General features: G+C 62.2%; 21 protein-coding genes. 4 read left to right on the top strand and 17 right to left on the bottom strand.

The genetic code is table 11. From position 1 onward, the window contains the following. Positions 1-8 precede the first annotated feature (8 nt). From QW863_RS22280 to QW863_RS22330, 11 genes are all read right to left on the bottom strand, one after another. Complete coding sequence (locus QW863_RS22280; protein ID WP_315714242.1) at positions 9-1,346, bottom strand: hypothetical protein; 1,338 nt, start codon at positions 1,344-1,346, stop codon at positions 9-11. Between the two features lie 335 nt (positions 1,347-1,681). Further along, positions 1,682-2,056 carry a DUF2478 domain-containing protein gene (locus QW863_RS22285; protein ID WP_315714241.1) on the bottom strand — a complete coding sequence of 125 codons (375 nt, stop codon included), beginning with the start codon at positions 2,054-2,056 and terminating at the stop codon, positions 1,682-1,684. A gap of 27 nt (positions 2,057-2,083) precedes the next feature. After that, complete coding sequence (locus QW863_RS22290; protein WP_315714240.1) at positions 2,084-3,283, bottom strand: IS256 family transposase; 1,200 nt, start codon at positions 3,281-3,283, stop codon at positions 2,084-2,086. A gap of 91 nt (positions 3,284-3,374) precedes the next feature. Continuing rightward, complete coding sequence (locus QW863_RS22295; protein WP_315714239.1) at positions 3,375-3,716, bottom strand: DUF2478 domain-containing protein; 342 nt, start codon at positions 3,714-3,716, stop codon at positions 3,375-3,377. 45 nt (positions 3,717-3,761) lie between these two features. Continuing rightward, complete coding sequence (locus QW863_RS22300) at positions 3,762-4,055, bottom strand: hypothetical protein (RefSeq protein ID WP_315714238.1); 294 nt, start codon at positions 4,053-4,055, stop codon at positions 3,762-3,764. Between the two features lie 10 nt (positions 4,056-4,065). After that, positions 4,066-4,890 carry a peptidylprolyl isomerase gene (locus tag QW863_RS22305; RefSeq protein WP_315714237.1) on the bottom strand — a complete coding sequence of 275 codons (825 nt, stop codon included), beginning with the start codon at positions 4,888-4,890 and terminating at the stop codon, positions 4,066-4,068. Between the two features lie 3 nt (positions 4,891-4,893). Then, a complete protein-coding gene (gene narI, locus QW863_RS22310; protein ID WP_315714236.1) occupies positions 4,894-5,616 on the bottom strand; it encodes a respiratory nitrate reductase subunit gamma in 723 nt (240 codons plus the stop codon). Positions 5,617-5,626: 10 nt separating this feature from the next. Then, positions 5,627-6,337, bottom strand: a complete 711-nt coding sequence (gene narJ, locus QW863_RS22315) for a nitrate reductase molybdenum cofactor assembly chaperone (protein WP_315714235.1) — start codon at positions 6,335-6,337, stop codon at positions 5,627-5,629. Further along, the gene (gene narH, locus QW863_RS22320) at positions 6,337-7,857 is read right to left on the bottom strand and encodes a nitrate reductase subunit beta (RefSeq protein WP_315714234.1); all 1,521 of its coding nucleotides are present in this window, start codon (positions 7,855-7,857) and stop codon (positions 6,337-6,339) included. The genes narJ and narH overlap by 1 nt, the downstream gene beginning before the upstream one ends. Continuing rightward, positions 7,854-11,606: a nitrate reductase subunit alpha gene (locus tag QW863_RS22325; protein WP_315714233.1), complete on the bottom strand. Its 3,753-nt coding sequence runs from the start codon at positions 11,604-11,606 to the stop codon at positions 7,854-7,856. Before QW863_RS22325 ends, narH begins: the two co-directional genes overlap by 4 nt. Before the next feature lie 11 nt (positions 11,607-11,617). Next, on the bottom strand, positions 11,618-14,362 hold the full coding sequence (locus QW863_RS22330) for an MFS transporter (protein WP_315714232.1): 2,745 nt from the start codon (positions 14,360-14,362) through the stop codon (positions 11,618-11,620). Positions 14,363-14,559: 197 nt separating this feature from the next. Here QW863_RS22330 and QW863_RS22335 point away from each other — a divergent pair, with 197 nt between their 5' ends. After that, positions 14,560-15,258 carry a helix-turn-helix domain-containing protein gene (locus tag QW863_RS22335; RefSeq protein ID WP_315714231.1) on the top strand — a complete coding sequence of 233 codons (699 nt, stop codon included), beginning with the start codon at positions 14,560-14,562 and terminating at the stop codon, positions 15,256-15,258. A gap of 680 nt (positions 15,259-15,938) precedes the next feature. Here the strand turns inward: QW863_RS22335 and QW863_RS22340 are convergent. Continuing rightward, on the bottom strand, positions 15,939-16,448 hold the full coding sequence (locus QW863_RS22340) for a helix-turn-helix domain-containing protein (protein WP_315714230.1): 510 nt from the start codon (positions 16,446-16,448) through the stop codon (positions 15,939-15,941). A gap of 159 nt (positions 16,449-16,607) precedes the next feature. On the opposite strand from QW863_RS22340, the gene QW863_RS22345 reads away from it, so the two are divergent. After that, complete coding sequence (locus QW863_RS22345; protein WP_315714229.1) at positions 16,608-17,390, top strand: SDR family oxidoreductase; 783 nt, start codon at positions 16,608-16,610, stop codon at positions 17,388-17,390. Positions 17,391-17,514: 124 nt separating this feature from the next. Continuing rightward, positions 17,515-18,450 carry an alpha/beta hydrolase gene (locus tag QW863_RS22350; RefSeq protein WP_315714228.1) on the top strand — a complete coding sequence of 312 codons (936 nt, stop codon included), beginning with the start codon at positions 17,515-17,517 and terminating at the stop codon, positions 18,448-18,450. Between the two features lie 156 nt (positions 18,451-18,606). Here QW863_RS22350 and QW863_RS22355 read toward each other — a convergent pair whose 3' ends face one another. From QW863_RS22355 to QW863_RS22375, 5 genes are all read right to left on the bottom strand, one after another. Continuing rightward, positions 18,607-19,095 carry a MaoC family dehydratase gene (locus QW863_RS22355; protein ID WP_315714227.1) on the bottom strand — a complete coding sequence of 163 codons (489 nt, stop codon included), beginning with the start codon at positions 19,093-19,095 and terminating at the stop codon, positions 18,607-18,609. A 235-nt stretch (positions 19,096-19,330) separates the two neighbouring features. Next, entirely contained in the window at positions 19,331-21,151 is a 1,821-nt protein-coding gene (locus QW863_RS22360) for an AMP-binding protein (RefSeq protein WP_315714226.1), read from the bottom strand. A 146-nt stretch (positions 21,152-21,297) separates the two neighbouring features. Continuing rightward, the gene (locus QW863_RS22365) at positions 21,298-22,467 is read right to left on the bottom strand and encodes an iron-containing alcohol dehydrogenase (RefSeq protein ID WP_315714225.1); all 1,170 of its coding nucleotides are present in this window, start codon (positions 22,465-22,467) and stop codon (positions 21,298-21,300) included. A 145-nt stretch (positions 22,468-22,612) separates the two neighbouring features. Further along, complete coding sequence (locus tag QW863_RS22370) at positions 22,613-23,326, bottom strand: SDR family NAD(P)-dependent oxidoreductase (protein ID WP_315714224.1); 714 nt, start codon at positions 23,324-23,326, stop codon at positions 22,613-22,615. Beyond that, a complete protein-coding gene (locus QW863_RS22375) occupies positions 23,323-23,895 on the bottom strand; it encodes a 2-hydroxychromene-2-carboxylate isomerase (RefSeq protein ID WP_315714223.1) in 573 nt (190 codons plus the stop codon). The genes QW863_RS22370 and QW863_RS22375 overlap by 4 nt, the downstream gene beginning before the upstream one ends. A 498-nt stretch (positions 23,896-24,393) precedes the next feature. Between QW863_RS22375 and grxD the strand changes: the two genes are divergently transcribed. After that, a complete protein-coding gene (gene grxD, locus QW863_RS22380) occupies positions 24,394-24,720 on the top strand; it encodes a Grx4 family monothiol glutaredoxin (RefSeq protein WP_315714222.1) in 327 nt (108 codons plus the stop codon). Positions 24,721-24,906 lie beyond the last annotated feature (186 nt).

Here is a 24,906-nt window from a genome sequence, read left to right on the forward strand (position 1 = left end):
CTCTCCTCCTAGTTTCTGGCGAACAACAGGCTTGGCGCGATGGCTCCGGCCGGAAGCCTACGGGAGCCCGCAACATCGGAAAGACGTCGGACTCGCACAAGCTCGTGTATGATTCCAATGCTGCCCACGGCCATGACCGCCGCGGCGCCGCGAAACGCCTGGCCCTCGCCCATCATCAACGTGATGGTCGCCGCCCAGACGCCTAGAAAATAGATGATGAACCACTTCTCGGACCGACGTTCCACCGCCAGGTCCTGAACCCGTGGCGTCGGGGCGCGCCCCATCACGGGACCGTAGGTTTCGAGCCAGGTCAGAAAGGCGACAATCTTGTAGAGCTTCGCGAATATGAGACCAGACAGCCAGCCGAACACGGCCAAGAACGCGAACGCGCCGACATGAACGCCGACCTTTCCGCTGACGATGATGACGGTGCCGAGCGTCACCGTCGCCGCCAGATTGGCGAAAGACACGGTTGCCATCCGCATGTTCAGCTCGAGCTGGCGCCGTTTGCGGAAGCGATAGATCGTCGCGATGTCCCGTCCATAGAGCGCAAGCGAGATCACCCCAAGAACGGCGGCGAGGATGAGCACGGCTCCGAGCCCGGCCCCGAGGCCGATCGCGAACAATCCGCCCACGACTGCGACCGATAGCGCGAGCGCACCAAATTTCAGCGCGGCTGTGCTCTGTCGCTCGCCGAGGTCCGCCGAGAGCATGAACATGGCCAGCAGGCGATAGCTCACCCCCATGGCGGTCAGGGTCAGCCAGCCTCCCAGCCCGGCAATCGCATGGATCGGAATCGCCGCGGCCAGGAGCGCGTCGCCGAAGGCGCCCGCCGATCCGGCGAGAGCAAACGCGAACACGGCGCCGAGCGCGACAGTTGCGCATAGCGCGCCAAGTCCGGCGATGACAAAGAGAGCAGATCCCTTCGGCTGGCTGACGAGAGTCAGGCCCAGATCAAGCGCGACCATCGCCAGACCCGCGCCGAGCACAACGCTGCCCGCCGGCAGAAGCCAAACGGCTGGAGCAATTCGTCCGGCCAGTGAGAGGAAACCCAATATCAAGCAGACCAGACCGACGTTGATGAGGAACAAGGCCGGCAAGGCCCATTTGTCGAAGGAGAGCGGCCTTGCGACGAGAACGGGAACGAACTGGAACAAGGCGCCGCATACCGAGAGAGTGAGCCAACCGATACAGACCGCATGCACAACGACAAGCGTATCGGGAGCGCCGAGCTCTGCGGCGGGGTAACCGAGTCCGCCGACCAGCATTGCCAAGGCAACGAGCAGCCACCCCAGCGCTGCCGCGAAATAGCTCATCGTCCAGCGCGAGATTTTCGCCCCAATCATGAGCGGCTCCAGTTCTTGATCGCGGACGCAGCACTCGCCACGACGATGCGCCATTCGGCAGTTGCCGTGGCGCCCGGAGGAACGCAGCCAAGGGGGCGCGAACAATGAGCTTGCGCCATACAATCCCCGGCGATCGGAAAGATGCTAAACTGGCCCAACCGGCCATTCTTTGTCGGAGCGCAACATTCCGCGTCATCAGCGTCGTGATGACCACTCCAGATCGACCGGCGGGTTTCCTGTCTCGTCGAGGAACATCCATGTCAGCCGGCAGACATCTTCGACGGTCTGGCTTGGCAGTTCTGTGTCCCCGACCCCTCGATTGCTCGCAATCGCAATCAGCGCAGCTGGCTCGCTGAGTCTATGGTTCGATCCTGCCGAACACTTTCCAGCCACCGCTCCACGTCTCCGCGGGCTTCGAGCTCAACCCCCATATCTCCGGCGAAACCTCTCCAGGCATCGATATTGCTGCGCGGCACGCCGACAATCGTCGGTATCGCAAGGTCCAACGCGCGGGCGATCAGATCAAGCGTTCCGCCTCCCCCGCACTCTGCCTTACCAAATTTGTTCAACACCAGGATGTTTGGACGCGCATCCAGGCTGGCGAGGACCCGAACTGTCACCTCTGCAAGCGCCGATTCATCCAGCCGGCAACCTCTCGCTCCCGATCCACGATGATCGTGTCCCCAAGCGTGGTGTAGCTGGCGGCCCACCGCGTTCGCCGGCTGGAGCCGGGCCTGTCAGCTGGCGATAGCCGTGAGGCTGACGTTCGGATCATCGCTCAATGGCGCGATGGTTTCCAGCGTCATGTAGCGGGCGCGTTGGACCGCCCATTCATCGTTCTGTTCGAGCAGGACAGCTCCGATGAGGCGGACGATAGCGTCCTCATTGGGGAAGATGCCGACCACCTCGGTGCGCCGTTTGATCTCGCCGTTGAGGCGTTCGATCGGATTGGTGGAGTGCAACTTGGTCCGATGCTGCGGCGGGAACGTCATGTAGGCAAGCACGTCGGTCTCGGCCTCGTCGAGGAAGCCGGCAAGCTTGGGCAGCTTGGGACGGAGCTGATCGGCGACCTTGCGCCATTGGGTGCGAGCGGCCTCGGCATCGTCCTGGGCAAAGGCCGTGGCGATGAAGGCGGAGACCACGCGCCGTCCGCTCTTGCCGGCATGAGCCAGCACGTTCCGCATGAAGTGGACGCGGCAGCGTTGCCAGCTGGCGTTGAGCACCTTGGTCACGGTGGCCTTGATGCCCTCGTGGGCGTCGGACACCACCAGCTTGACGCCGCGCAAGCCGCGGCGGGCCAGCTTGCGCAGGAAGGCGGTCCAGAACGTCTCGGCCTCGGACGGCCCGATGTCCATGCCGAGAACCTCGCGCCGGCCGTCGCTGTTGACGCCGACTGCAACGATCACCGCGACGGAGACGATGCGCCCCTGCTGGCGCACCTTCACATAGGTGGCGTCGATCCAAAGATAGGGCCAGTCACCCTCGATTGGACGGCCGAGGAAGGCCTTCACTTTGTCGTCGATCTCGCCGCACAACCGACTGACCTGGCTCTTGGAGATGCCGGTCATGCCCATCGCCTGCACCAGATCGTCGACCGAACGGGTCGAGACGCCCTGAACGTAAGCCTCCTGAACCACGGCGGTGAGCGCCTTCTCGGCCATGCGCCGCGGCTCCAGGAAGCCGGGGAAATAGGAGCCCTTGCGCAGCTTTGGGATGCGCAGCTCCACCGCACCGGCGCGGGTCTCCCAGATCCGGTCGCGGTAGCCATTGCGCTGGGCCAGACGTTCGGGGCTCTTCTCGCCATAGGCAGCCCCGGTCTGGCTCTCGACCTCCAGCTCCATCAGGCGCTGGGCCGCAAAGCCGATCATCTCGCGCAGCAGATCGGCGTCTGGGGTCTTCTCTACCAGCGTGCGCAGGTTCATCATGTCTTCGGTCATCGGTGGTTCCTCGGTTGCGTTGGCGTGTCGCAACCCGATCCTACCGGAGAACTGCCGGTGACCACCGCAAAGCCGCCCGCCCGCTACGGCGCTATTTGGGAGCGCGCGTCCGGGCGGCTTTGCTCCACCGAGCTACACCACCTCCGGGGACACGACCTCCACGATCCTCGAAGATCGGGGTTTGATTTGCCGTGTCGATCTCCTCGAGCAGGACGTCGCACCTGCGATTTTCGTCGAGGAACAGCCTTCGCTGCAGTGCGCCGGCGACCTTCAATCGCGCTCGACGCGAGTGATCCACGAGGTGATCGAACGTCTCGTAGGGATATTTCCCGTCGTCGTATATGAGCGCCACCAGCGGCGCGGCCGCAACGCCGACTTTCTCTACCATCTCATCGTGCATGCGAATCCCAACATCAATTTGACGCTTCGACATTTTTGACCCGCCCCTCCAGCACGGATAGCCTGCGGTGGATCCGTTCTAGGAGAGCTCGATTTCATCCCTCTGCAGCGACCAATTGATCATGGACGTCAGACAGACGATCGCGGGGTCGGCGGCGCGGTCGATAGCGCTCATCAACCCGAGCCAATCCTCGTTCTCTGCGAGATTTGCAAAGCGCCGGACAGCAGCCGACGCATACTCACCGACATCCTCGCCGAGGCGATCCGCGACAGAGCTGATGCGCACCAGGAGCGTGAGGTCGCCGCACCCCTGCAACACCGCACTCGACTTCGCGTCGTCACTGAGATCGTGAATGAGATCCCCGAGCAGCATGATCGCCCCCCTACTGCGGCAGTACCGATTGCGGCGCCGGCAACGTCACGCCAACGATCTCCGCGCGGTCTGCCAGCTTGGCTACATATTGCGCGAGCGCCTGATGCCGCACACGCTCGGTGAGATATTGCGAAATGCGCGCCCTTGCCATGTCGAACGGCAGGACTTGTCCGAGGGCCCGTCGGTCGAGGCGCACGACATGGATACCAAAGCGTGTCTCAATCAGACCGACCTCTCCAACCGACATCCGGACCAGCGCGGCGTCGAACTCTGCGGTCGTCTGCCCACGCGACAGCTGCCCGAGCCTGCCACCATTCTCCGCCGAGACCCTGCAATCGGAGCGATCGCGCGCGATGGTCTCGAACAGTTCCGGGCTTCTCTGCACGGCCTCCACGATCGTCCGCCCCTCGTCTCGCGCAGCCGACCGAGCCAGCGAATCGCTGCTCGGCGCGATCAGCAGGATGTGAGACGCTTCGTAGAGTTCTCCGACCAGGAACCGCTGCCTGTTCTGATCGTAGAAGCGACGGCACGTCGATTCGTCCGGCTCGTGTATCAGAACCTCACGCGCGATCAGCGCCCGCATCGCCGCCTCTTCCTCGGTTTCGCTGCGACCTTCGGCATCGCGCAGAGGAGCGGCCGTTATGCCGAGCCGCATGACCTCCTGTCTCAGCAATTCGCGCACCGCAAGCGCGCGCGCCGCCGCTTGCCAGGCGAGGATCGGCTTGTCCGACGGATGGTTCTGAACTTCCCGGGCAATGACGTCGCGTTCGATCACGACCCCGTTCACACTGACCAGCTTCGGCTTTGGAAGCGCCGCGCCCAATGAACAGTCCATCGGCTACTCCGCGGGCTGAATTGGTTGCACAAGATGACGGCGCCCGTCGCGGCTGCGCACCACCTGATAGCCGCGGCGGCCGAGATACCACACCGGCGCACTCCAGATGTGGACAAGGCGGGTGAAGGGGAAGAGCAGGAAGATAGTCATTCCCAGGACCAGATGCGCCTTGAAGATCGGATGGACGTCGACGATGTTGGCGGCGATTCCGGGCTGCAACGTGAGAATGCCCTGCGCCCAGGCCATGAACTTGACCATTTCATGACCATCGAGATGACCGAGCGACACGGGGATGGTCGCCAAGCCAAGCAGCAGCTGGACGAACAGCACCAGAAGGATACCCGTGTCAGCAAAAGACGACGTCGCCCGAATCCTGGGATCGAAAAGCCTGCGATGCGCGAGGAGTGAAATGCCGACCAGACACATCAGTCCGGCGCCGCCACCGGCGACGATCGCGAGCATCTGCTTGAAGCCGTGGGACACGCCGAGCATGTCAAACACCCAGATCGGCGTCAGCAGCCCGACGAAATGACCCGCAAAAATGAAGAGGATCCCAACATGGAAAAGGTTCGAGCCCCAGATCAATTGGCGCCGCCGAAGCAGCTGACTCGAGCCTGAGCGCCACGTGTATTGCTCGCGGTCGAATCGAATCAGACTGCCGACCAGAAAGACTGTCAGGCAGAGATAGGGATACCAGCCGAAGACGATGGCATTGAGTGTTTGCATGGCCAATCCCTCATTGCAACTGTGACGGCGGCGCGTTGACCGCACGTTTGGCGTGGCGCAGTTTTGCGATCAGATTGTCGTGCCCACAGGCTGCCTGGTCGCCCCCTCCCGGGCCGAACCTGACCTCTTCATCCTCCCAGGCCGCGTCGAGCGCGTGCAGGTCCATCGGATCCACGTCCGCCGCCTTCAGCAGCTCATCGACGATCTCCGCGCGGGGCTGCTCCGCGGCGATCTGGAGCAGCGCATCGAACACCGCCCTATAGCTCGACTGCCGACGCCCCAGTCGTTCCGCGAGCGCGGCGATGATGTGGCTGGTCTGGCCAAGCAACTCGCGCGCGTCCGAAATCTCCCGGGTGGCGAGAAATTCGAGGAACAGCGGCAGATAATCCGGCAGCTCGTTGCCGGCGATGACGAGGTTCGCTCGGTCATACATGGCCCGCAGGTCGACCATGGCCTGGCCGCGGTCGCGGCCTTCGCCATGAACGTGCTCGAACAGATGCAGCGCCAGGGTCTTGCTGCGGTCGAACAGCAAGCCGTAGCGCTCCTGCAGGTCGTAGACGTCGCCCGTGGCGATCTCCTGCAGCAGCACATCGAGCTCCCGGCGAATGCCAGGCTGGACGAGGCCTTCCTGGTCGAGCACCCGCGCGAGCTCCGGGATGGCCGTGATCAATTCCCCGCTCGGATAGTTCAGCAATGCCGACAGCACCTTGAACGTCTTCATCAGGCGACCTCCATCGGGTTCTTGGCCTTACGCGGCGATCCGAACAGGTTGACTTCGCTTTCGCCCCCGGAGCAGCCGTTGCCGAACGAGAAGCCGCAGGAGCCGCGGATATCAAACGCGTCGGCACCGAGCTCGCGGTGCGCGGTCGGGATCACGAAGCGGTCCTCGTAGTTGGCGATCGCCATGATGTGGTACATGTCGTCGATCTGCGGGCCGCTCAGGCCGACGCGCCTTGCGATCGCCTCGTCGACCACGCCGTCGATGGTCTTGGCCCGCATATAGGCACGCATGGCCAGCATTCGCTCGAGCGCCAGCGTCACCGGCTTCTCGTCGCCCGCAGTCAGCAGATTGGCGAGGTACCGCATCGGAATGCGCAAGGATTTGACGTCGGGCATCTCGCCATCGTGCCCGATCTTGCCGGACGAGGCCGCCGACGTGATCGGCGACAGCGGCGGCACATACCAGACCATCGGCAGGGTCCGATATTCCGGGTGCAAGGGGAAGGCGACCTTCCATTCCATCGCCATCTTCCAGATCGGCGACCGTATCGCCGCCTCCAGCCATGCATGAGGGATGCCCTGGCGCTCGGCTTCCGCAAGCACGTTCGGATCGCTCGGATCGAGAAAGATGTCGAGCTGGGCCTGGTAGAGATCGCCCTCGTCGGGCTTGGCCGCGGCCTCTGCGATACGGTCCGCGTCATACAACACGACACCGAGATAGCGAATGCGCCCGACACAGGTCTCGGAGCACACGGTCGGCTGCCCTGCCTCGATCCGAGGATAGCAGAAGATGCACTTCTCCGATTTTCCCGAGGACCAGTTATAATAGATCTTCTTGTATGGACAGCCGGAGACGCACATTCTCCAGCCGCGGCACTTGTCCTGATCGATGAGGACGATGCCGTCCTCCTCACGCTTGTAGATCGCGCCGGACGGGCAGGATGCGACGCATGCCGGATTGAGGCAATGCTCGCACAGCCGCGGCAGATACATCATGAAGGTGTTCTCGAACTGGCCGTAGATCTCCTTCTGCACGCCGTCGAAATTGATGTCATGAGAGCGCTTGGCGAATTCGCCGCCCAGGATCTCTTCCCAGTTCGGTCCCCACTCGATCTTTTCCATCCGCTCTCCAGACACCAGCGAGCGCGGCCGTGCCGTCGGCATCGCAGATGCCTCGGGCGCACTTTGCAGGTGCTGATAGTCGAAGGTGAACGGCTCGTAGTAGTCATCGATCTCGGGGAGGTCGGGATTGGCGAAGATATTCGCCAGAACCCGCCACTTGCCGCCGATCCGCGGCTGGATCGACCCGTCGCGATTGCGCGACCAGCCTCCCTTCCAGCGGGACTGGTTCTCCCAATCCTTGGGATAGCCAACGCCCGGTTTGGTCTCGACATTGTTGAACCACGCGTATTCCATCCCCTCGCGGCTGGTCCAGACGTTCTTGCAGGTCACGCTGCAGGTGTGGCAGCCGATGCACTTGTCGAGATTGAGCACCATTGCGATCTGAGCACGGATCTTCATTCTGCAGCCTCCGAGGGGGTCGTGGCCGACCGGTCAGCAGTCGGCTGGTCCAGCCAATCAATCTTCGACATCTTCCGGACGATGACGAACTCGTCGCGGTTGGCGCCGACCGTGCCGTAGTAGTTGAAGCCATAGGCCTGCTGAGCGTAGCCCCCGATCATGTGCGTCGGCTTCGGAACGACACGCGTGACCGAATTGTGGATGCCGCCGCGCTGCCCCGTCTGCTCGGAGCCCGGCACGTTCACGATCTTCTCCTGAGCATGATACATCATGCACATGCCCTGCTTGACCCGCTGCGAGACCACGGCGCGCGCAACCAGCGCGCCATTGGTGTTGTAGGCCTCGATCCAGTCATTGTCGGCGATACCGGCACCCTTTGCGTCGATCTCGCTGATCCACACGATGGGACCGCCGCGCGACAGGGTCAGCATCAGGAGATTGTCGGTATAGGTGGAGTGGATGCCCCACTTCTGATGGGGCGTAATGAAGTTCAGGATGACGGACGCATTGCCGTTCGGCTTGCGATCGATCACCGGCTTGACGGTCTTGGTATCGATCGGCGGCCGATAGACGCAGAAGCCCTCGCCGAAGGCCCTCATCCATAGGTGATCCTGATAGAGCTGCTGCCTGCCGGTCAGTGTCCGCCAGGGGATCAGCTCGTGGACATTGGTGTAGCCGGCGTTGTAGCAGACCTTCTCCGACTCGAGCCCCGACCAGATCGGCGACGAGATGATCTTGCGCGGCTGCGCGACGACGTCGCGGAATCGGATCTTCTCGTCCTCCTTCGGAATGGCGAGATGAGCATGGTCGCGGCCGGTGAATTGCTCCAGGGACGACCACGCCTTGACCGCGACCTCGCCATTGGTTTCCGGCGCCAGGCTGAGGATCACCTCGCAAGCGTCGACCGCACTGTCGATGCGAGCCAGCCCCCGGGTCGGCCCGTCGTCGGCGACGACGCCGTTGAGACGCTTCAGGAGCTCGACCTCATGGTCGGTGTTCCAGGCCATCCCCTTGCCGCCATTGCCGAGCTTGTTCATCAACGGTCCAAGCGAGGTGAAGCGCTTGTAGAGATTCGGATAATCACGTTCGACCACGGTGACTGCTGGCATGGTCTTGCCGGGGATCGGATCGATCTCGCCCTGCTTCCAGTCCTTGACGTCGAACGCCTGCGCGATTTCGCCCGGACTGTCATGCATGATCGGCGTCAGCACGACGTCCTTCTCGACCCCGAGCACTTCGGGCGCGACCCTGGAGAAGGCCTCGGCGATCCCCTTGTAGATGTCCCAATCGCTGCGCGATTCCCACACCGGATCGATCGCCGCCGAGAGCGGATGGATGAATGGATGCATGTCGGACGTATTGAGGTCGTTCTTCTCGTACCAAGTGGCCGTCGGCAGCACGACGTCCGAATACATGCACGTGGTCGACATCCGGAAGTCGAGCGTGACCAGCAGATCGAGCTTTCCTTCCGGGGCCTCTTCGTGCCAAGCGACCTCGACCGGTCTATTGTGGCCCTGGTCGCCGAGATCCTTGCCGATCACGCCATGCTTGGTGCCGAGCAGATGCTTGAGGAAGTATTCGTGGCCCTTGCCTGAGGCGCCGAGCAGATTGGAGCGCCAGACGAACAGGTTGCGGGGCCAGTTCTTCGGATGGTCGGGATCCTCGCAGGCGAGCTTCAGCTCGCCCGACTTCAAGGCCTTCGCGACGTAGTCCTTGGGCTCCAGGCCCGCGGCGGCGGAGCGCTTCGATACCTCGATCGGATTGGCCTGCAGTTGCGGCGCGGACGGCAGCCATCCCATGCGCTCCGCGCGGACATTGTAGTCGATCAGCGCTCCCTCCCAAGAACCGGCCGGTGCGGTCGGTGAGAGAATCTCGCTGACATTGACCGTCTCGTAGCGCCATTGGTCGGTGTGAGCGTAGAACGCCGAAGTCGAATTCATCTGCCTCGGCGGGCGCCCCCAATCGAGCGCAAAGGCGAGCGGCGTCCAGCCCGACTGCGGCCGCAGCTTTTCCTGCCCCACATAATGCGACCAGCCACCGCCGGACTGGCCGACACAGCCGCACATCACCAGCATGTTGATGATGCCGCGATAGTTCATGTCCATGTGGTACCAGTGGTTCAGACCGGCCCCGACGATGACCATCGAGCGCCCCCGGGTCTTGGACGCGTTCGAGGCAAACTCGCGGGCAACCGCGATGATCTGGCCGCGCGGCACGCCGCAGATCGCCTCGGCCCATGCCGGAGTGTACGGTTCCAGATCGTCGTAGCTCCTGCCGAGGTGGTCGCCGCCGAAGCCGCGATCGACGCCATAATTGGCGGCGAACAAATCGAACACAGTGGCCACGACCGCCTCGCCATCGGCAAGACGAAGTCGCTTCACCGGCACGTTGCGGGTCAGCACATCCGGATGATTGGTGCCGCTGAAGTGGTCGTGCTGACGGTTGCCGAAATAGGGGAATCCCACCGGTGCGATGTCGTCCTCGATGCCGGCCAGAGACAGCCGCAGCCGGGTATCGTTGTTCGCCGAGCTCTTCTCTTCCAGACTCCACTTGCCTTTTTCGCCCCAGCGGAAGCCGACCGATCCCTTGGGCACGACAATGGTCCCGCTGATCTCATCATAGGCGACGGTCTTCCATTCGGGATTGTTGGCCTCGTCGAGAGATGTGGCGAAATCCGAGGCGCGCACGAACCGCTCAGGAACGAGCCGTCCCTCGGATTTCACCAGCCGCACCAGAAATGGCATATCCGTATACTGGCGCACATAGTCGTTGAAGTACGGGGTCTGCCGGTCGATGTGAAACTCCTTGAGGATCACGTGCCCCATCGCCATCGCGAGCGCCGCGTCGGTGCCCTGCTTCGGCGACAGCCAGAGATCGGCGAATTTCGCAGCCTCGGAATAATCCGGGCAGACAACGACGCTCTTGGTCCCCTTGTAGCGTACCTCTGTGTAGAAGTGCGCATCCGGCGTACGCGTCTGTGGCACGTTGGAGCCCCACAGCATCAGGAAGCCTGAATTGTACCAGTCCGCGCTTTCAGGTACGTCGGTCTGCTCGCCCCAGGTCTGTGGCGAGGCCGGCGGCAGGTCGCAATACCAATCGTAGAACGACATGCAGACGCCGCCGAGCAGCGACAGATAGCGCGCGCCGGCCGCGTAGCTCACCATGGACATCGCCGGGATCGGCGAAAATCCGAACACGCGGTCCGGACCATGGGCTCTGACCGTATAGGCATTGGCTGCCGCGATCAGCTCATTGACCTCGGCCCAACTCGCCCGCACGAAGCCGCCCAGTCCGCGCCTCTGCACATAGTCCGAGCGCTTGCCCGGATTCTCGACGATCGACTTCCAGGCTGCGACCGGCGTCATCCGCGCTCGCGCCTCGCGCCACAGCCTGAGCAGCCGCGAGCGCACCAGCGGATATTTCACCCGGTTTCCGGAATAGAGGTACCAGCTGTAGCTCGCGCCGCGGGCGCAGCCGCGCGGCTCATGATTGGGAAGATCAGGGCGCGTCCGGGGGTAGTCGGTCTGCTGGGTCTCCCAGGTGACGATGCCGCCCTTGACGTAGACCTTCCACGAGCAGGAGCCGGTGCAGTTCACGCCATGCGTCGAGCGCACGATCTTGTCGTGCTGCCAGCGCTTGCGATAGCCCTCCTCCCAGGAACGGTCCTCGGTCGTCGTCACGCCGTGTCCGCCTGCGAACTCCTCCTTGGCCCGGGTGAAGAAGGTCAGCCTATCGAGAAAATGGCTCATCTTTTACGTCCTCATTCAGCGGGTTGGGCAGCGGCCGCGATCGCCCGGCGCCGTTCGACATCGTGCAGGACGCCGCCCTTGCGAGTGTAGACGGCCCAGGTGATCAGCACGCAGGTGACGTAGAAGCCGAAGAAGCCCCATAGGGCGGACTGCACGCCGCCGGTAAGGTCGATCGAGGTGCCGTAGGATTTGGGAATGAAGAATGCGCCGAAGGCGGCAATCGCGGAGGTGAAGCCGGTGATGGCGGCGGATTCCTTCTCGGCCTGGCGCAGCCGCGTTTCCGCGTCCGCGGTCGGCATGAGCCGGGTCATTTCCTGGCGCATGATGTTGGGGATCATCTGGAAGGTCGACGCATTGCCGACGCCGGTCGCGAAGAACAGCAGCAGGAACATCGCGAAGAAGCCCCAGAATGCACCGGGCTGATCTTTGATGCCGAGGAAATAGAGCACCCCGAGCACGCCGGCCATCATCAGCAGGAACACCCCGACGGTCACGCGCCCGCCGCCCCATTTGTCGGCCATCCAGCCCGTCGCGGACCGCGACAAGGCACCCACCAGCGGCCCGAGGAATGCGAACTGCAACGCGTCGACGGCCGGGAACTGGGTCTTCGCCAGCAGCGGGAAGCCCGCAGAATAGCCGATGAACGAGCCGAACGTGCCGGTGTAGAGCCAGCACATGATCCAGTTGTGCCGCCGCTGGAAGATGACGGCCTGATCCGCGAAGGACGCTTTCGCGGAGGCGATGTCGTTCATCCCGAACCAGGCGGCGAAAGCACTGGCGACGATGAACGGCACCCAGACGAAGCCGGCGTTCTGAAGCCAGATCGGCATCGGCTGCGACCCGCTCGTCGCCATCGCCGGATCTCCGCCGAACCAGCCGAACACGCCGACCGTGATGACGATCGGCACCACGAACTGGACCACGCTGACGCCGAGATTGCCGAGGCCGGCATTGAGCGCGAGCGCGTTGCCCTTCTCGGCGCGGGGGAAGAAGAAGGAGATGTTGGACATCGACGAGGCGAAATTGCCGCCGCCAAAGCCGCACAACAGCGCCAGTATCAGGAACACCGGATAGGGCGTTGCGGGATTCTGCACCGCATAGCCGATTCCGATCGCGGGTATCAGCAGCGACCACGTGGCCAGCGTGGTCCACAGCCGGCCGCCGAAGATCGGCACCATGAAGGAGTAGAAGATGCGCAGAACTGCACCGGAGATCCCAGGCAGCGACGCCAGCCAGAACAGCTCATCGGTCGTGAACTTGAAGCCGACCGAAGGCAGCTTCGCAACCACGACAGACCAGACCTGCCAGACCGCGAAGGACAACAGCAGCGCCGGAATGGAGATCCAGAGATTGCGTCGCGCGATGGCTCGGCCCTGCTCCCTCCAGAACGTGTCGTCCTCAGGCCGCCAGTCGGTGAGAACCGCGCCGGACAGGGCTCCGATGTGCTCGGGCCGGTGGATCTCCTCCATTTCCGGCAGCTCCGGCAGCCGCTTCAGCGCCTCGCCGGCAACGCCGCGCTCCATCTGCCGGATCGAGAGATGCATCCAGACCAGCGCGACCCCGACGAGCAGGAAGAGCAGCATGAAGCAGCTGGTTCGCAGACCGGTGAGATCGACCAGCGCGCCGAACGCGATCGGGAGCACGAATCCGCCGAGCCCGCCGATCATGCCGACCAGGCCGCCGACGGCTCCGACATTGTTCGGATAGTAGACGGGGATGTGCTTGTAGACGGCGGCCTTGCCGAGCGCCATGAAGAAGCCGAGCACGAAGACGATGACGACGAACGGGACGAGCCCCATCTCCAGATGAAAGCCGACCTTTCCGTTGACGGTCGTCACGACGTAGTCCGTCGGCGGGTAGGACAACAGGAAGGTCGCGGCGACACCGACCAGAAATGTCCAGTACATCACGCGCCGGGCACCGAAGCGATCGGACAAGTGTCCGCCATAGGCGCGAAACACGCTGGCCGGAAACGAGAACATGGCGGCCATCATGCCGGCCGACTGGATTCCGACGCCGTAGACCTTGATCAGGTATTGCGGCAGCCACAGCGACAGCGCGACGAAGGCGCCGAAAACGAAGAAGTAATACAGCGCGAAGCGCCAGACCTGGATGTTCTTGAGCGGCGCGAGCTCGAGCCAGGCGCTGCCGGCCTTCTGCTTGCGCTGCCTTCGCGAGCGGACCACCGGGTCCTCCTCGGAGAACAGCCAGAAGACGATCGCCATGACGCCGATCGCGAGCGCCCATATCTGCGCCACGGTCTGCCAGCCATAGGCGACCAGCACGAACGGCGCGACGAACTTGGTGACGGCGGCGCCCACATTGCCGGCGCCGAAGATTCCCAGCGCAGTGCCCTGCTTGGCCGTCGGATAGAACCGCGACACGTAGGCGACGCCGACCGCGAACGAGCCACCGGCGATTCCTACGAAGAGCGCGGCGACGAGAAATTGCGGATAGGTATGCGCCCAGGTCAGGAGATAGGTCGCGACCGCCGCGGCGAGCATCACGACGGTGTAGACGCGGCGCCCGCCATACTGATCGGTCCAGATGCCGAGCACCAGCCGGATCAGCGAGCCGCTCAGGATCGGGGTGCCGATCAGGAGACCGAACTCGGTTTCGTTCAGATCCAGCTCTTGCTTGATCCGGATGCCGATGATCGAGAAGATCGTCCACACCGCAAAGCAGATCGTGAACGAGATTGTTGAGAGCCAGAGTGCTCGCGTTCGGTGCTCAGGGCTGAAATCTACGGCGTCCATGGTGGCCTCGACGTATGGCTTCGACGCCGCAGCAGTTATTCGGGGGACCATGAAAAGGTTTTGCGATGCATCAACCGGACGGTCCGGTCGGCCACAATCTGCCAAATGTCCCAGATCGAATTGTCAGACTGCACGTATACAATTGACTTTTGTCACAGTTCGGCGCGATAGCGGGTGAGTGACTCTTGGAGCTTCGCTTGCGCCCCGACGAACTCGCCCAGTTGAAGACGCTGCCGCTGTTTGCGGACCTCAGCGAGGAGAACCTGAAGCGGTTGCTCGGCGCGGCTCTGCTGCAGCAATTTCCGCCCGGGGTGCGGTTGGCTCGCGAGGGAGATCAGGCCGACTTCCTGCATGTGCTGATTGGCGGGTTGGTGGAAATCTACACCGAGCAGGACGAGGCCGAGTGGGGCATCTCACTGCTTCGTCCCGTGTCGACCTTCATACTTGCTGCAGTCGTGGTCGATCAGGCGTATCTCAATTCAGCCCGCACGCTGACGGAGTCGCGGGTGCTGCTGATCCCGGCCCGCGATGTAAGGGCACTCTTCGACGAAGACATCGCATTCGCACGGATTGTTGCTCAGGAGCTGGCGTATGCCTATCGCGCTTCTGTCAAGAAACTGAAGGGCACCCTGGCCCGGTCGAGCATCGAGCGCCTCGCCAACTGGATCCTCGCCGAAGCCCAGCGCGAACCGGGGCATGCGAATATCGTCATCCCATTCGACCGCGGCACGCTGGCCTCCCACATCGGCACGACGCGCGAAAACCTGTCACGCAGTCTTGCCCAACTTACGAGCCATGGGGTTCGCGTCCGCGGACGAGAGATCGTCATCGACCACAAGGAGCAGTTGGAGCTGTTTGCCCGGCCAAAGCCCCTGATCGACGATCCCGGCTCGTAGGCTTCTTTTGCGATCGGTCCTGCCCCTCTGTTGGGAACGGCAAATCAGCAGAGTACGGAAACGGTGCCGTCGATATAGTTCTTCTCCGCCGCACACCCACCCCGTGTGGCAGTCGCTGGGACGCCCCGAAACCGATCGGCCCTGGAACGTGCGGCCGGCAAAGCCGTGATCGCGGGCGATGCTGAGGAAAGCAAACCGGACCCGGTGGAAACGGTCACAGCCTCACCGCTTGGCGGAGAGGCGTATCCGAGCCGAATGAAGCGAGTGCAGGGAAAGGTGGTCGCGGGGGAGCGCTACCGCCTTTCCCCACAGCCGGCGGACCTACGATACTTCCTGCAATCCTACGCATACCGAGGCTCCTTGGTGCTGGCTCGGTCAGCACCTCATGCTGGACCATCGCTTCCGGCCTCGGACCCGCGTTCCAGGCGAGGCTCGGGCCGCCGTTGGATTTCTGCGCTAAGGGGTCCATGAAGCGTTCCGACATCGGCAGAGGTGATTGCGATGCGCACAGAAAGGTTTGGCGCCTACTAGACCGGAGCACCTTCAGGACCGCCTTTTGGCGATCTTCGGCGTTGCGCCCTCTTCGAGCACGTATCGAATTGACCGCCCGCTTCGCCAGCGAGGATCTGCGCGACGGCTTTGGACAGGCGATTATGACCGCGCTTTGGGAATTCCAGCTCTCAGGGCTCCGCGCCGAGGAACGCGCGGGTCGCCTGTAGGATTTCGTCCGACAGTTCTTCTGAATCGGAGATGCGCGCGAGCAACATCGCCCCAATCATCGCTGCCCAACTGCCGATCGCCGCGACACGCTTCTGGTGCGGATCGTCACCTGGCGCCGAGGCCATGAATTGTTCGATCTGCCGTCGCATCTCCTCGGTCAGGACGCGGCGTGTGGGCGCCGGCGCCCGCGACATCTCGGGCCCGAGCGCCGCGAAGACGCATCCCGCCCCCGCCGCATCCCGATGTTCTGGCCGCAGATACGCGCGGGCGAAGCCACGGACATCCGTCGGCAGCAGGGGTTGACGCCTGCTGGCCTCGAAAACGTCCGCCAGGGCCTCGGTCACGAGCTCCTGTTTGCTCGCAAAGTGCCTTGGAAAGCCGCCGTGCGTCAGCCCCGCTGCGTCCATGATCTCGGCGACGGTAACACCGTCAATTCCCTTTTCCCGGAACAACTTAGCGGCCGAGTTCACGATCGCCCGCCTGCTCTCCGCCTTCTGCTCCCGGCTTCTCGCCAAAATAAATCTCCCTCAGTTCAAAAAATGTAGATGACAAACATCATCTTTGCAAGTAGATGATGATTGTCATCTACATTTTGGGGACAGATTGGCCCCTCCCACGGAGAAGAAGACATGTCCACTGCACTCATTACTGGCGCCTCCAGCGGCATCGGCGCCGTCTATGCGCGGCGCCTCGCCGCGCGCGGCCATGACCTCGTCCTCGTCGCTCGCGCGACGGAGCGAATGGCGGCCCTGGCTGCGGAACTGCGCAAGGCGCACGGGATTGCCGTCGAAGTCCTGACAGCGGATTTGACGGATGCCGCGCAGCTGCAAATGGTGGCGAACCGGCTCCATTCGGGCAGCCCAGTCGAGATTCTGGTCAACAACGCTGGCGCGGCGCTGCTCGGCCCGTTCGAGGCGGCGGATCCCGCCGCCATGGAGCAACTGCTCAAGCTCAATGTGACTGCGCCGACGCTGCTGGCTTCGGCGGCGATCGGGGGCATGGTGAAACGCGGAAGCGGCGCCATCATCAATCTCGGTTCGGTGGTGTCGTTCATGCCCGCGTTTTTTCCGGGGATTTATTCGGCGACCAAGTCTTACGTGCTCACGTTCTCGCAGGGGCTGGCGGCCGAGGTCGGGCCCAAGGGCGTCTACGTCCAGGCCGTGGTACCGGCGGCAACCAGGACCGAAATCTGGGAACGGGCGGGTGCCGATCTCTCGAAAATTCCCAATCTCATGGGCGTCGAGGACCTGGTCGACGCGGCGCTGGTCGGCTTCGATCGCCGCGAAGCCGTGACGATACCGCCCCTTTCGGACCTGGGCCTCTGGGAGGCGTTCGAGGGCGCACGAGCGGTTCTGCCCTCAGGTTTGGGTGCGCAGCCCGCCGAGCGCTACCGCGCGCGCGCCAGCGCCTAGTCACAACGCTCCGATCGGCCGGCGATACCGGCCGATCGGTACTCCCGCTCCTCATCTCGAAACGCGTAGCCATCCCTTCGATCCAGCGTGCAGCCTCAATGCTGCCTCATCAGGAATTGCGGACATGAACTCTCAATCTCGTCGCACGATGATCACCGCCGGAGCGCTGGGCGCTGCGGCACTTGCGCTACCGCTGAAGGCGCAGGCCGCCGCCAGTTCGGCGACCGCCTCCACCCAGTTCGTCGACGTTGGCGGACGCCGCCTCGCCTATCGATCCGTCGGCACGGGCAAGCCGCTGGTCCTGTGCAACCGTTTTCGAGGCGTCCTCGATCACTGGGATCCCGCCTTCATCGACGGATTGGCCGCTCAGGGCTTTCAGGTCGTAACCTTCGACTATTCAGGTCTCGGCCAGTCGACTGGCGAAAAATCCTACAATCCGATGTCGCTCGCGAAGGATGGTAAGGATCTCATCGAGGCACTCGGCCTCAAGGACGTCGCGATCGGTGGATGGTCGATCGGTGGGATCGCCGCGCAGATCTTGCTGGCAATGACCGGGCCGATGGCAACTCATGTGGTTCTGTTGGCCACGACACCTCCGGGCCCGCTGGTCAAGACGGGCGAACAACTCTTCTATGATACCGCGGCAATCCCCGGCATCGCATTGGAGCAGTTCACGACTGTGTTCTTCGAACCTGCGGACGCAGGCAGCCGGGCGGCTTCAAAGCGCTCGTTCGATCGCATCATGGCGCGAAAGAAAGACCGCAGCCCCGACGTTCCGGCCGACTGGGCCATGGCGCAGATCGGCAACACGCCGCGTAACCCGGTGTTTCCATCAGACCAGATTTTGCAGCTCTTGAAGACGACGTCGGTTCCGATCCTGCACCTGGGAGCCGACCACGACATCGTGTTCCCGATCGAGAACTGGTATGCGTTGAATCGACAGCTGCCGACCCTTCATCTGATCACCTATGCGCGAGCCGGGCACGGGCCGCATCATCAATATCCGGACGAGGCTTCCGCCCAAATCGGCGCTTTCATCAAGGCCACCAGCAAGGGCTGAACATCTTCGAGGGCGCGGAGCGAGGGGCAGTTGGACAAAAGAGATAACCGCTAACTGCTCCCTCTCTTCCGCGGCAGACCTTGCGAGCAGAGCATAATGTTCGCGGCTCTTCTTTGCTATGTCGACCGGACGCAGGTGGAAAGTATCCGCGGCAAATTAGACGACGACTGCTTCGGCGAAATAGGCCACTCCGAGCCATTCGGCGATCAACGCGGGTTTTTGCGCCCCCTCGATCTCAACAGAGACCTCCAACTTGGTGGCCACCTCCTTCGGATTGCGAGCCGTCATATCCAGAAGTTTGAATCTGGCCCGCACCCGACCTCCGGATCGTACGGCGGACACAAATCGTATCCTGTCGAAACCATAGTTGACCGCCATGACTCTCCCCGAAAGCTTCGGAAGCGCGTCAAACGCCATCGGCGCAAGCAAAGAAAGCGTCAGGAAGCCGTGAGCGACGGTTCCGGCAAACGGCGTCTCGGCGGCCTTCACCGGATCTATGTGGATGAATTGCCAATCCTCCGTAATGTCGGCGAATTGGTCGATGCGAGATTGGTCAATCTCGAACCAGCGTGACACGCCGACCTCCTTGCCCACCATTGCCGCATATTCCTTCGGCGAAATGTCAGGCAGGCTCGATCCTTTCATTGCCCTCTTCCTCGTTAGAGACCGATGATTTATTCCGCGTGAGCCGAGTCTGCGCCGCACCGACCATCGGCTCTCCTCTGATGAGGTCGACTGTCCGGCGCCGACGAGCGTCTCAACTTCAGCCGATGGCTTCGCCGCGACGACAACGTCTGAGATGGACGGACCTTGCTCAGAGCCGGTTCAGCGCCACCTCGGACCTTCACTTCCAGGAGCACTCCTTGCGAAGTTGGGGCACTCAGATGAAGGTCACATCTTCAGCAGGTGACCCGGCATACAATTCCTCAACGCTATGCGCTCGGTGGCCGAGTACAGCCCGCTGATTTACATAGGCCTTGTCGGTGATTTCACCAGCGGCAAGCGACGGAAGCTCCTTCAGCAACTTGAATGAGCGGATTCGTTCGCTGCTTCCGACTGTTTCGTTGTGTGCCCGAAAGCACTCTCTCAGGAATGCCAGCACGCCTGGATCTCGCTCGAGATCGCCAACGGGCGCGGAGGCGTGTTGTTTGGCTTGGCTGGGATTTAGCCAGGCGAGAACCGCGCATTGGTCCCGGTTTTCGCCCGCAATGACGACGTCCTGAAGAACGCCACGCGTTGCGCCCAGGATGGTCGCCCTGAGGTTCCCGACAACCACCCAGGTCCCGTTCGTGAGCTTGAAGTTTTCGGAAAGACGTCCCGTGAATCTCAATCCGAGATGCGGCTGCTTCGGATCGAGGAAAGCCACGGTGTCTCCGACCCGGTAGTAGCCCTCCTCGTCGAATGCACTTTCCGTGAGATCGGATCTGCCGAAGTATCCCGGCGTGACGTTCGGCCCCTTTACGCGAACCTCGTAACTGTCTCCCGCAGGCAGCAACTTGAGCCTGAGACCAGGTCCAGGAAGGCCGACCTCTCCCGGTTCCTCGGTGGCCCAGTGCGTCGTGCTGATCGTTGGCGCCGTTTCGGTCGTGCCGTACCCAGACATGACGGGAATGCGGCGGCCGGTCGCACGCAATGACAGGTCATAGAGCTTGTCCAGTGTGGACTGCGGAATTGCCGCTCCGGCGTAGGTCATTCGCTCCATGCGGTTGAAGAATGTATTTCTGAAATGCTCGTCCGCTTCGAGAACATCACACAGGAGCGTGTAGCCGCCGGGCACGTTGAACATCGCTGTGGGGAAAATTTCCCTCAGGTTGGCGACGGTCTTATGGAAGAGTTGCGGGACGGGGCGTCCGTCGTCGATGTAGAGCGTCCCCCCATTCTTCAGGGTGCCCTGCAGAATGACATTGCCCCCCATCGTGTGATGCCAGGGCAACCACTCGACCTGAACCGGAGCTTGGTTTGCCGGCGCCAGCAGACTGCCCATTTCGAGGGCGCATGCCATCATGCGATGCGTGTTGATGACGCCCTTCGGCAGGCCGGTCGAGCCCGACGTGAACAGAATTTTTGCGATGGCGTCACGATCGAGGTTTCCGAACCGCCGCTGAAACTCCGAGGTTGGTCGTCCCTCGTACAGGGCCTCAAGCGGCAGAAGCCCGTCGGATCCACCGCATGCGATCCAAGTCGCCTCCTCCAGCCCACTAACTGATCGGGCTGCCGCAAAGGCGCTGCCGTCCTGGACGAATACAAATGATGGCTTGAGCAGCCGAGCGATGTCCGTCAAGCGGGACAGCCCGCCCGGCATCAATGTATAGTTGGGCGAAATGGGAGCGACGGCCATCCCGATCGACATGGCCGCGAACATGACGATTGCATGCTCGATCGAATTCCCGGAGAGAATTGCAATCCTGTCGCCCGGCTGAGCTCCGCGATCGATCAACCCCTGACCTACGGACTGAGTCCGTAGCCACATCTGCCGATACGATATCTTTTGCCACCCGGCAGCTTCGCGTTGCGCCAGAAAGACGCGATCGGGCTCCTGCATCGCCCATACGGGTAGAAAGTCGGTGACCGACCAGCTCGGCTCGACGAAGTTGATCGGCGACCTCAGGATGAGGCTTCCATCGGGATGCGCTTCGATACTGACCTCGCGTGGAGCGAAGTTGACGTCAGACGTGGCGCGCGCGGCAACATTCGTCGTCATGGATTTCCTCCGCTCCCATTCACGAGCGACTTGAACACTCTGCAATTTGCTCGCCTTCCGTTCGGCCGGTCTATCCGATTGAAATAGACGAGCTTTGTACCGACCGTACGGCCCACCGCATCCCCTGGCCGCCGGGCTGACACGCGCTAAGCGGCCATCCGGAGAATCTTAACGATGTCTTCGGGGCCTTTGATCGGACGCGGGTTTGCGCGCGTGAAAACCGAAAGCATCGCGTTCCGTCCGATCAGATCGAATTTGTCCTCGGTCACGCCAACTTCAGACAATCGACGCGGGAGCTCCAACTGTCGTATAAATTCGGCGAAGGTCTCGCTTGCTTTCGCCCCCGGCACTCCCCAAGCTTCGGCGAGCTTGTCTTGTGCTCCAGCCGTATCCGGGCGATTGAACTCCAGCACGCTGGGCATCATAACCGCGGTGCAAAAGTAATGCGGCACATCGCATGTACCGCCAAGCACGTGTCCGATAGCATGGCTCGCCCCCATCGGAACCCGACACTGCAGCCCGAAGGCGGACAGCCACGACCCGAGTTGGCAGGATTGCCGGGCCTCAAGATCGTCCGGATTCATTTTTGTCGCGAGCAGCCCGTCATAGAGATAGCGCAGTCCTCGCAGGCAAACGCTTTCGACGAGGGGATCGCCTCTCGGCGAGCAGACGGCTTCGATCCCGTGGTCCATCGCGCGCGTTCCGGAGCCGAGCCACAAGTTTTGGGGCGTGTGAACCGTAATCGCGGGATCGAGGATGATCGAACGAGGCATCATCAAGGGATGGTGAAAGATCTGCTTCAGTTTCCGCCGTGTATCGGTAACGAGGCTACCGGCGTTGTATTCGCCGCCGGACAATGTACTCGGGATGGCGATCATCCTGACGCGCGGGGCTCGAAACGGACCAGGGCGCGGGCCCTCCGGGGTCGAGACTACTTCAAACCCGTCGAGGCCGCCCTCATCGGTGATCTTGTGCTCAATGCACATCAGAACGATTTTTGCCGCGTCGACGACAGAACCACCGCCGACGGCCACGATCAGGTCGGCGCCCGCCCCGACCGCCCTTGCGGCTGCAGCTACGGCAGACGTACGGGTGGTGTGCTGCGGGACCCCATCAAACGTCCCCGCATACCTAGAACCTAATGCTTTGCGGATCTTTTCGATCTCGTCGGTTTTCGTATTCAACGTATGGCTGGCAATCAGAAACACCCTGTGCGCGTTGAGCCGCTCCGCCTCCTCGGCCAGCGCTTGCCCGGCAGGCTTTCCGAAGATCACCTGATCCATCGGGGGATATTGATGAAGTCCAACCTTGATCATGGGCTCTCTCCTAAAAAGAGGTTGTCGTCGCACCAACCGGGAGTTGGCTGTTTCCTCCCGATCAGTCAGGCGGGCTGCCCGATGACGTTCAGATGTGGAGCGCGGCGCCAACACCGCGAACGACGACGGACCGCTCGCCCTGGATCTACCAGGGTTCGCGGTACGGTCGCACTTCCGAGAGGAAAGACCACGCCGAGCGGTCCTGATGCGCGATGTGGTAGATTTCCTCGGCGATCGCCGCGGGTTTGATGAAGAACTCGTCGGGCGCGTCCTTCATTCGCTCCCGCTGCCATGGCACGTCAATGACCGCATCGATGACCAGATAAGCCACGTGAATCCCTTGCGGGCCGAGGTCGCGCGCGATCGACTCGGCGAGGATACGCTGGGCTGCCTTCGTCGGCGCAAAACCCGCGAAGTTCGCCTTTCCTCGCAGAGCCGACGTGTTGCCCGTTACGAGGAGCGCTCCGCCGCCAGCCGCTATCATTGGGGGCGCGACGTGCCGCGCGAGATGGAGCAGTGCCATCACGTTCGTCTCGAAATTGGCTCGGAGAACCTCGGGACCTACCTCCTGAAACTTTCCGAACGCCCCGCCAACCGCGTTATGGACAACGACCTTCGGCGGGCCGGACCGCCGGTCGATCTCGTCGAGCACCCGCGCGAGCGCTGCCGAGTCCGAGACGTCACACGCCATCGGAATACTCGACGGAATCTCCGCCGATAGCGCGTCCAGGCGCGCCTTGTCGCGCGCGAGCATCGCGACGCGATACCCTCCGGCCGCGAACCGCCTGACGATAGCAGAGCCGGTACCAGGTCCGACTCCGGTGACAATTGCCAGCGGCTGCGCATCAATCTTGCTCATGCTGCCCTCAGTTCTTCGCGAATGAATTCAAGGCGGTCATTGTCGAAAAACATTTCGTCGTTCACGATGAAAGTCGGCGCGCCGAAGATGCCACGCGCTCCCGCTGCTTCATTTCTCTGCGTCAACCGATCATCCAATTCGCTGCTATCGACACTGGAAGCAACTTGGGGGTCACGTATTCCGGAAGCTTCAAGGATCCGCACCAGATCCCCGGCTGTGCTCAGCGGCAAGCCATGTCGCCAGAACGCCGGAAAGATCGCCGCAACGACCTCCTTGGCGAGACCGCAATCTTCCGCCGCGCGCAGCGGCCTGCGGCCGTCGATCGATTTTATGTCCTTATGCCGGCTCAGCGGTACGCCGTATCTCTTCGCCCAGCGCTGTAGATCTGCGCCGGCGTATTTGCCTTTGGCCGGACAGGTCAAGGTCGTCGGCGTGTTACCGCCCTGCTTCATGGCTGCGACGATATCTACAGGATGGTAGCTCAGCTCAGCATCCAGCGTGCCGAGCTGAGAGTGGGCGAGATAGGAATAAGGACTGCGAAAGTCGAAATAGAAGTCGATGCTGGTCATTGCGCTCGTCATCCAACTCCCCGGCAGAAGCAGCGGAGCCTGCCAAGACGGAATGTTAAGACGCCTTGAGTCTGGGCCAGACGAATTCGACCGCCCCGGTCGCCTTGAGCTTGCCGCCCCCTGATGCGCGGACAACCTCCAAATTCCAAAAATTGGGGTCGAGCGCCCATTTTCCCTCCTGAAACAGTGGCTTCGGCGCAGACGACAGCCATCAGTCTCTTCTTGTGATTGACCCGACTTTAGCTGCCACAGAACGCTCGTCAATTCCTTTTTAGAATTGATATTCGATCCAATCGAGCGCCCGGTCGTTCTAATCCCTCCAAGCGATGGTCGACTGTCCGATCGACCGGCATCCTTCGTGGACTCTGCGGAAAATAATAGCTACCGCGCCTTAGCGCGAGGCCGGCCAAGCAGGCTTCAAGGCAATTTCGCTCTTTTCTGGCCCGACCATTAAGTGCTAAATTCGAACTGATGCGACGGACAGATGGAGAGACCAACATGAGCGTTGCGCAGTTCATTCGCAGTGAGGTGGAGTCCAACGAGATCGTCCTGTTCATGAAAGGTACGCCCTCGTCGCCGGCCTGCGGGTTCTCGGCGCAGGTAGTTCGCATCCTCGATCATCTGGGAGTTTCGTTCAAATCGCACAACATCTACGAGTCGGAGGAGTTGCGGCAGGGTATCAAGGACTACTCGGACTGGCCGACCATTCCACAGCTGTATGTACGGGGCGAATTCGTAGGTGGCTGCGATATCGTGACGGAGATGTTCCGGTCTGGAGAGCTGCAGGCCATTCTCTCGGAGCCGCAGGAAGCGGCGCGATCATGAACCACGGCTGGGCTCTCTGTCGATGGCCTACCCCGTCATCAGAGGGCGCCGATGTCGCGAAAACACATGAGCGTCCGCGCAATGTTTGGTCATTTGCCGTGTGATGTGCAGGGCCAAGCGCTATCGAGGATGGAGCAGCGCCTGGTGGCAGTCTCAGCATTCTTTCGTTGCATCAATCGCAGGTCG

It is taken from the genome of Bradyrhizobium sp. SZCCHNR1017 (assembly GCF_032381375.1).
Lineage (GTDB): Bacteria > Pseudomonadota > Alphaproteobacteria > Rhizobiales > Xanthobacteraceae > Bradyrhizobium.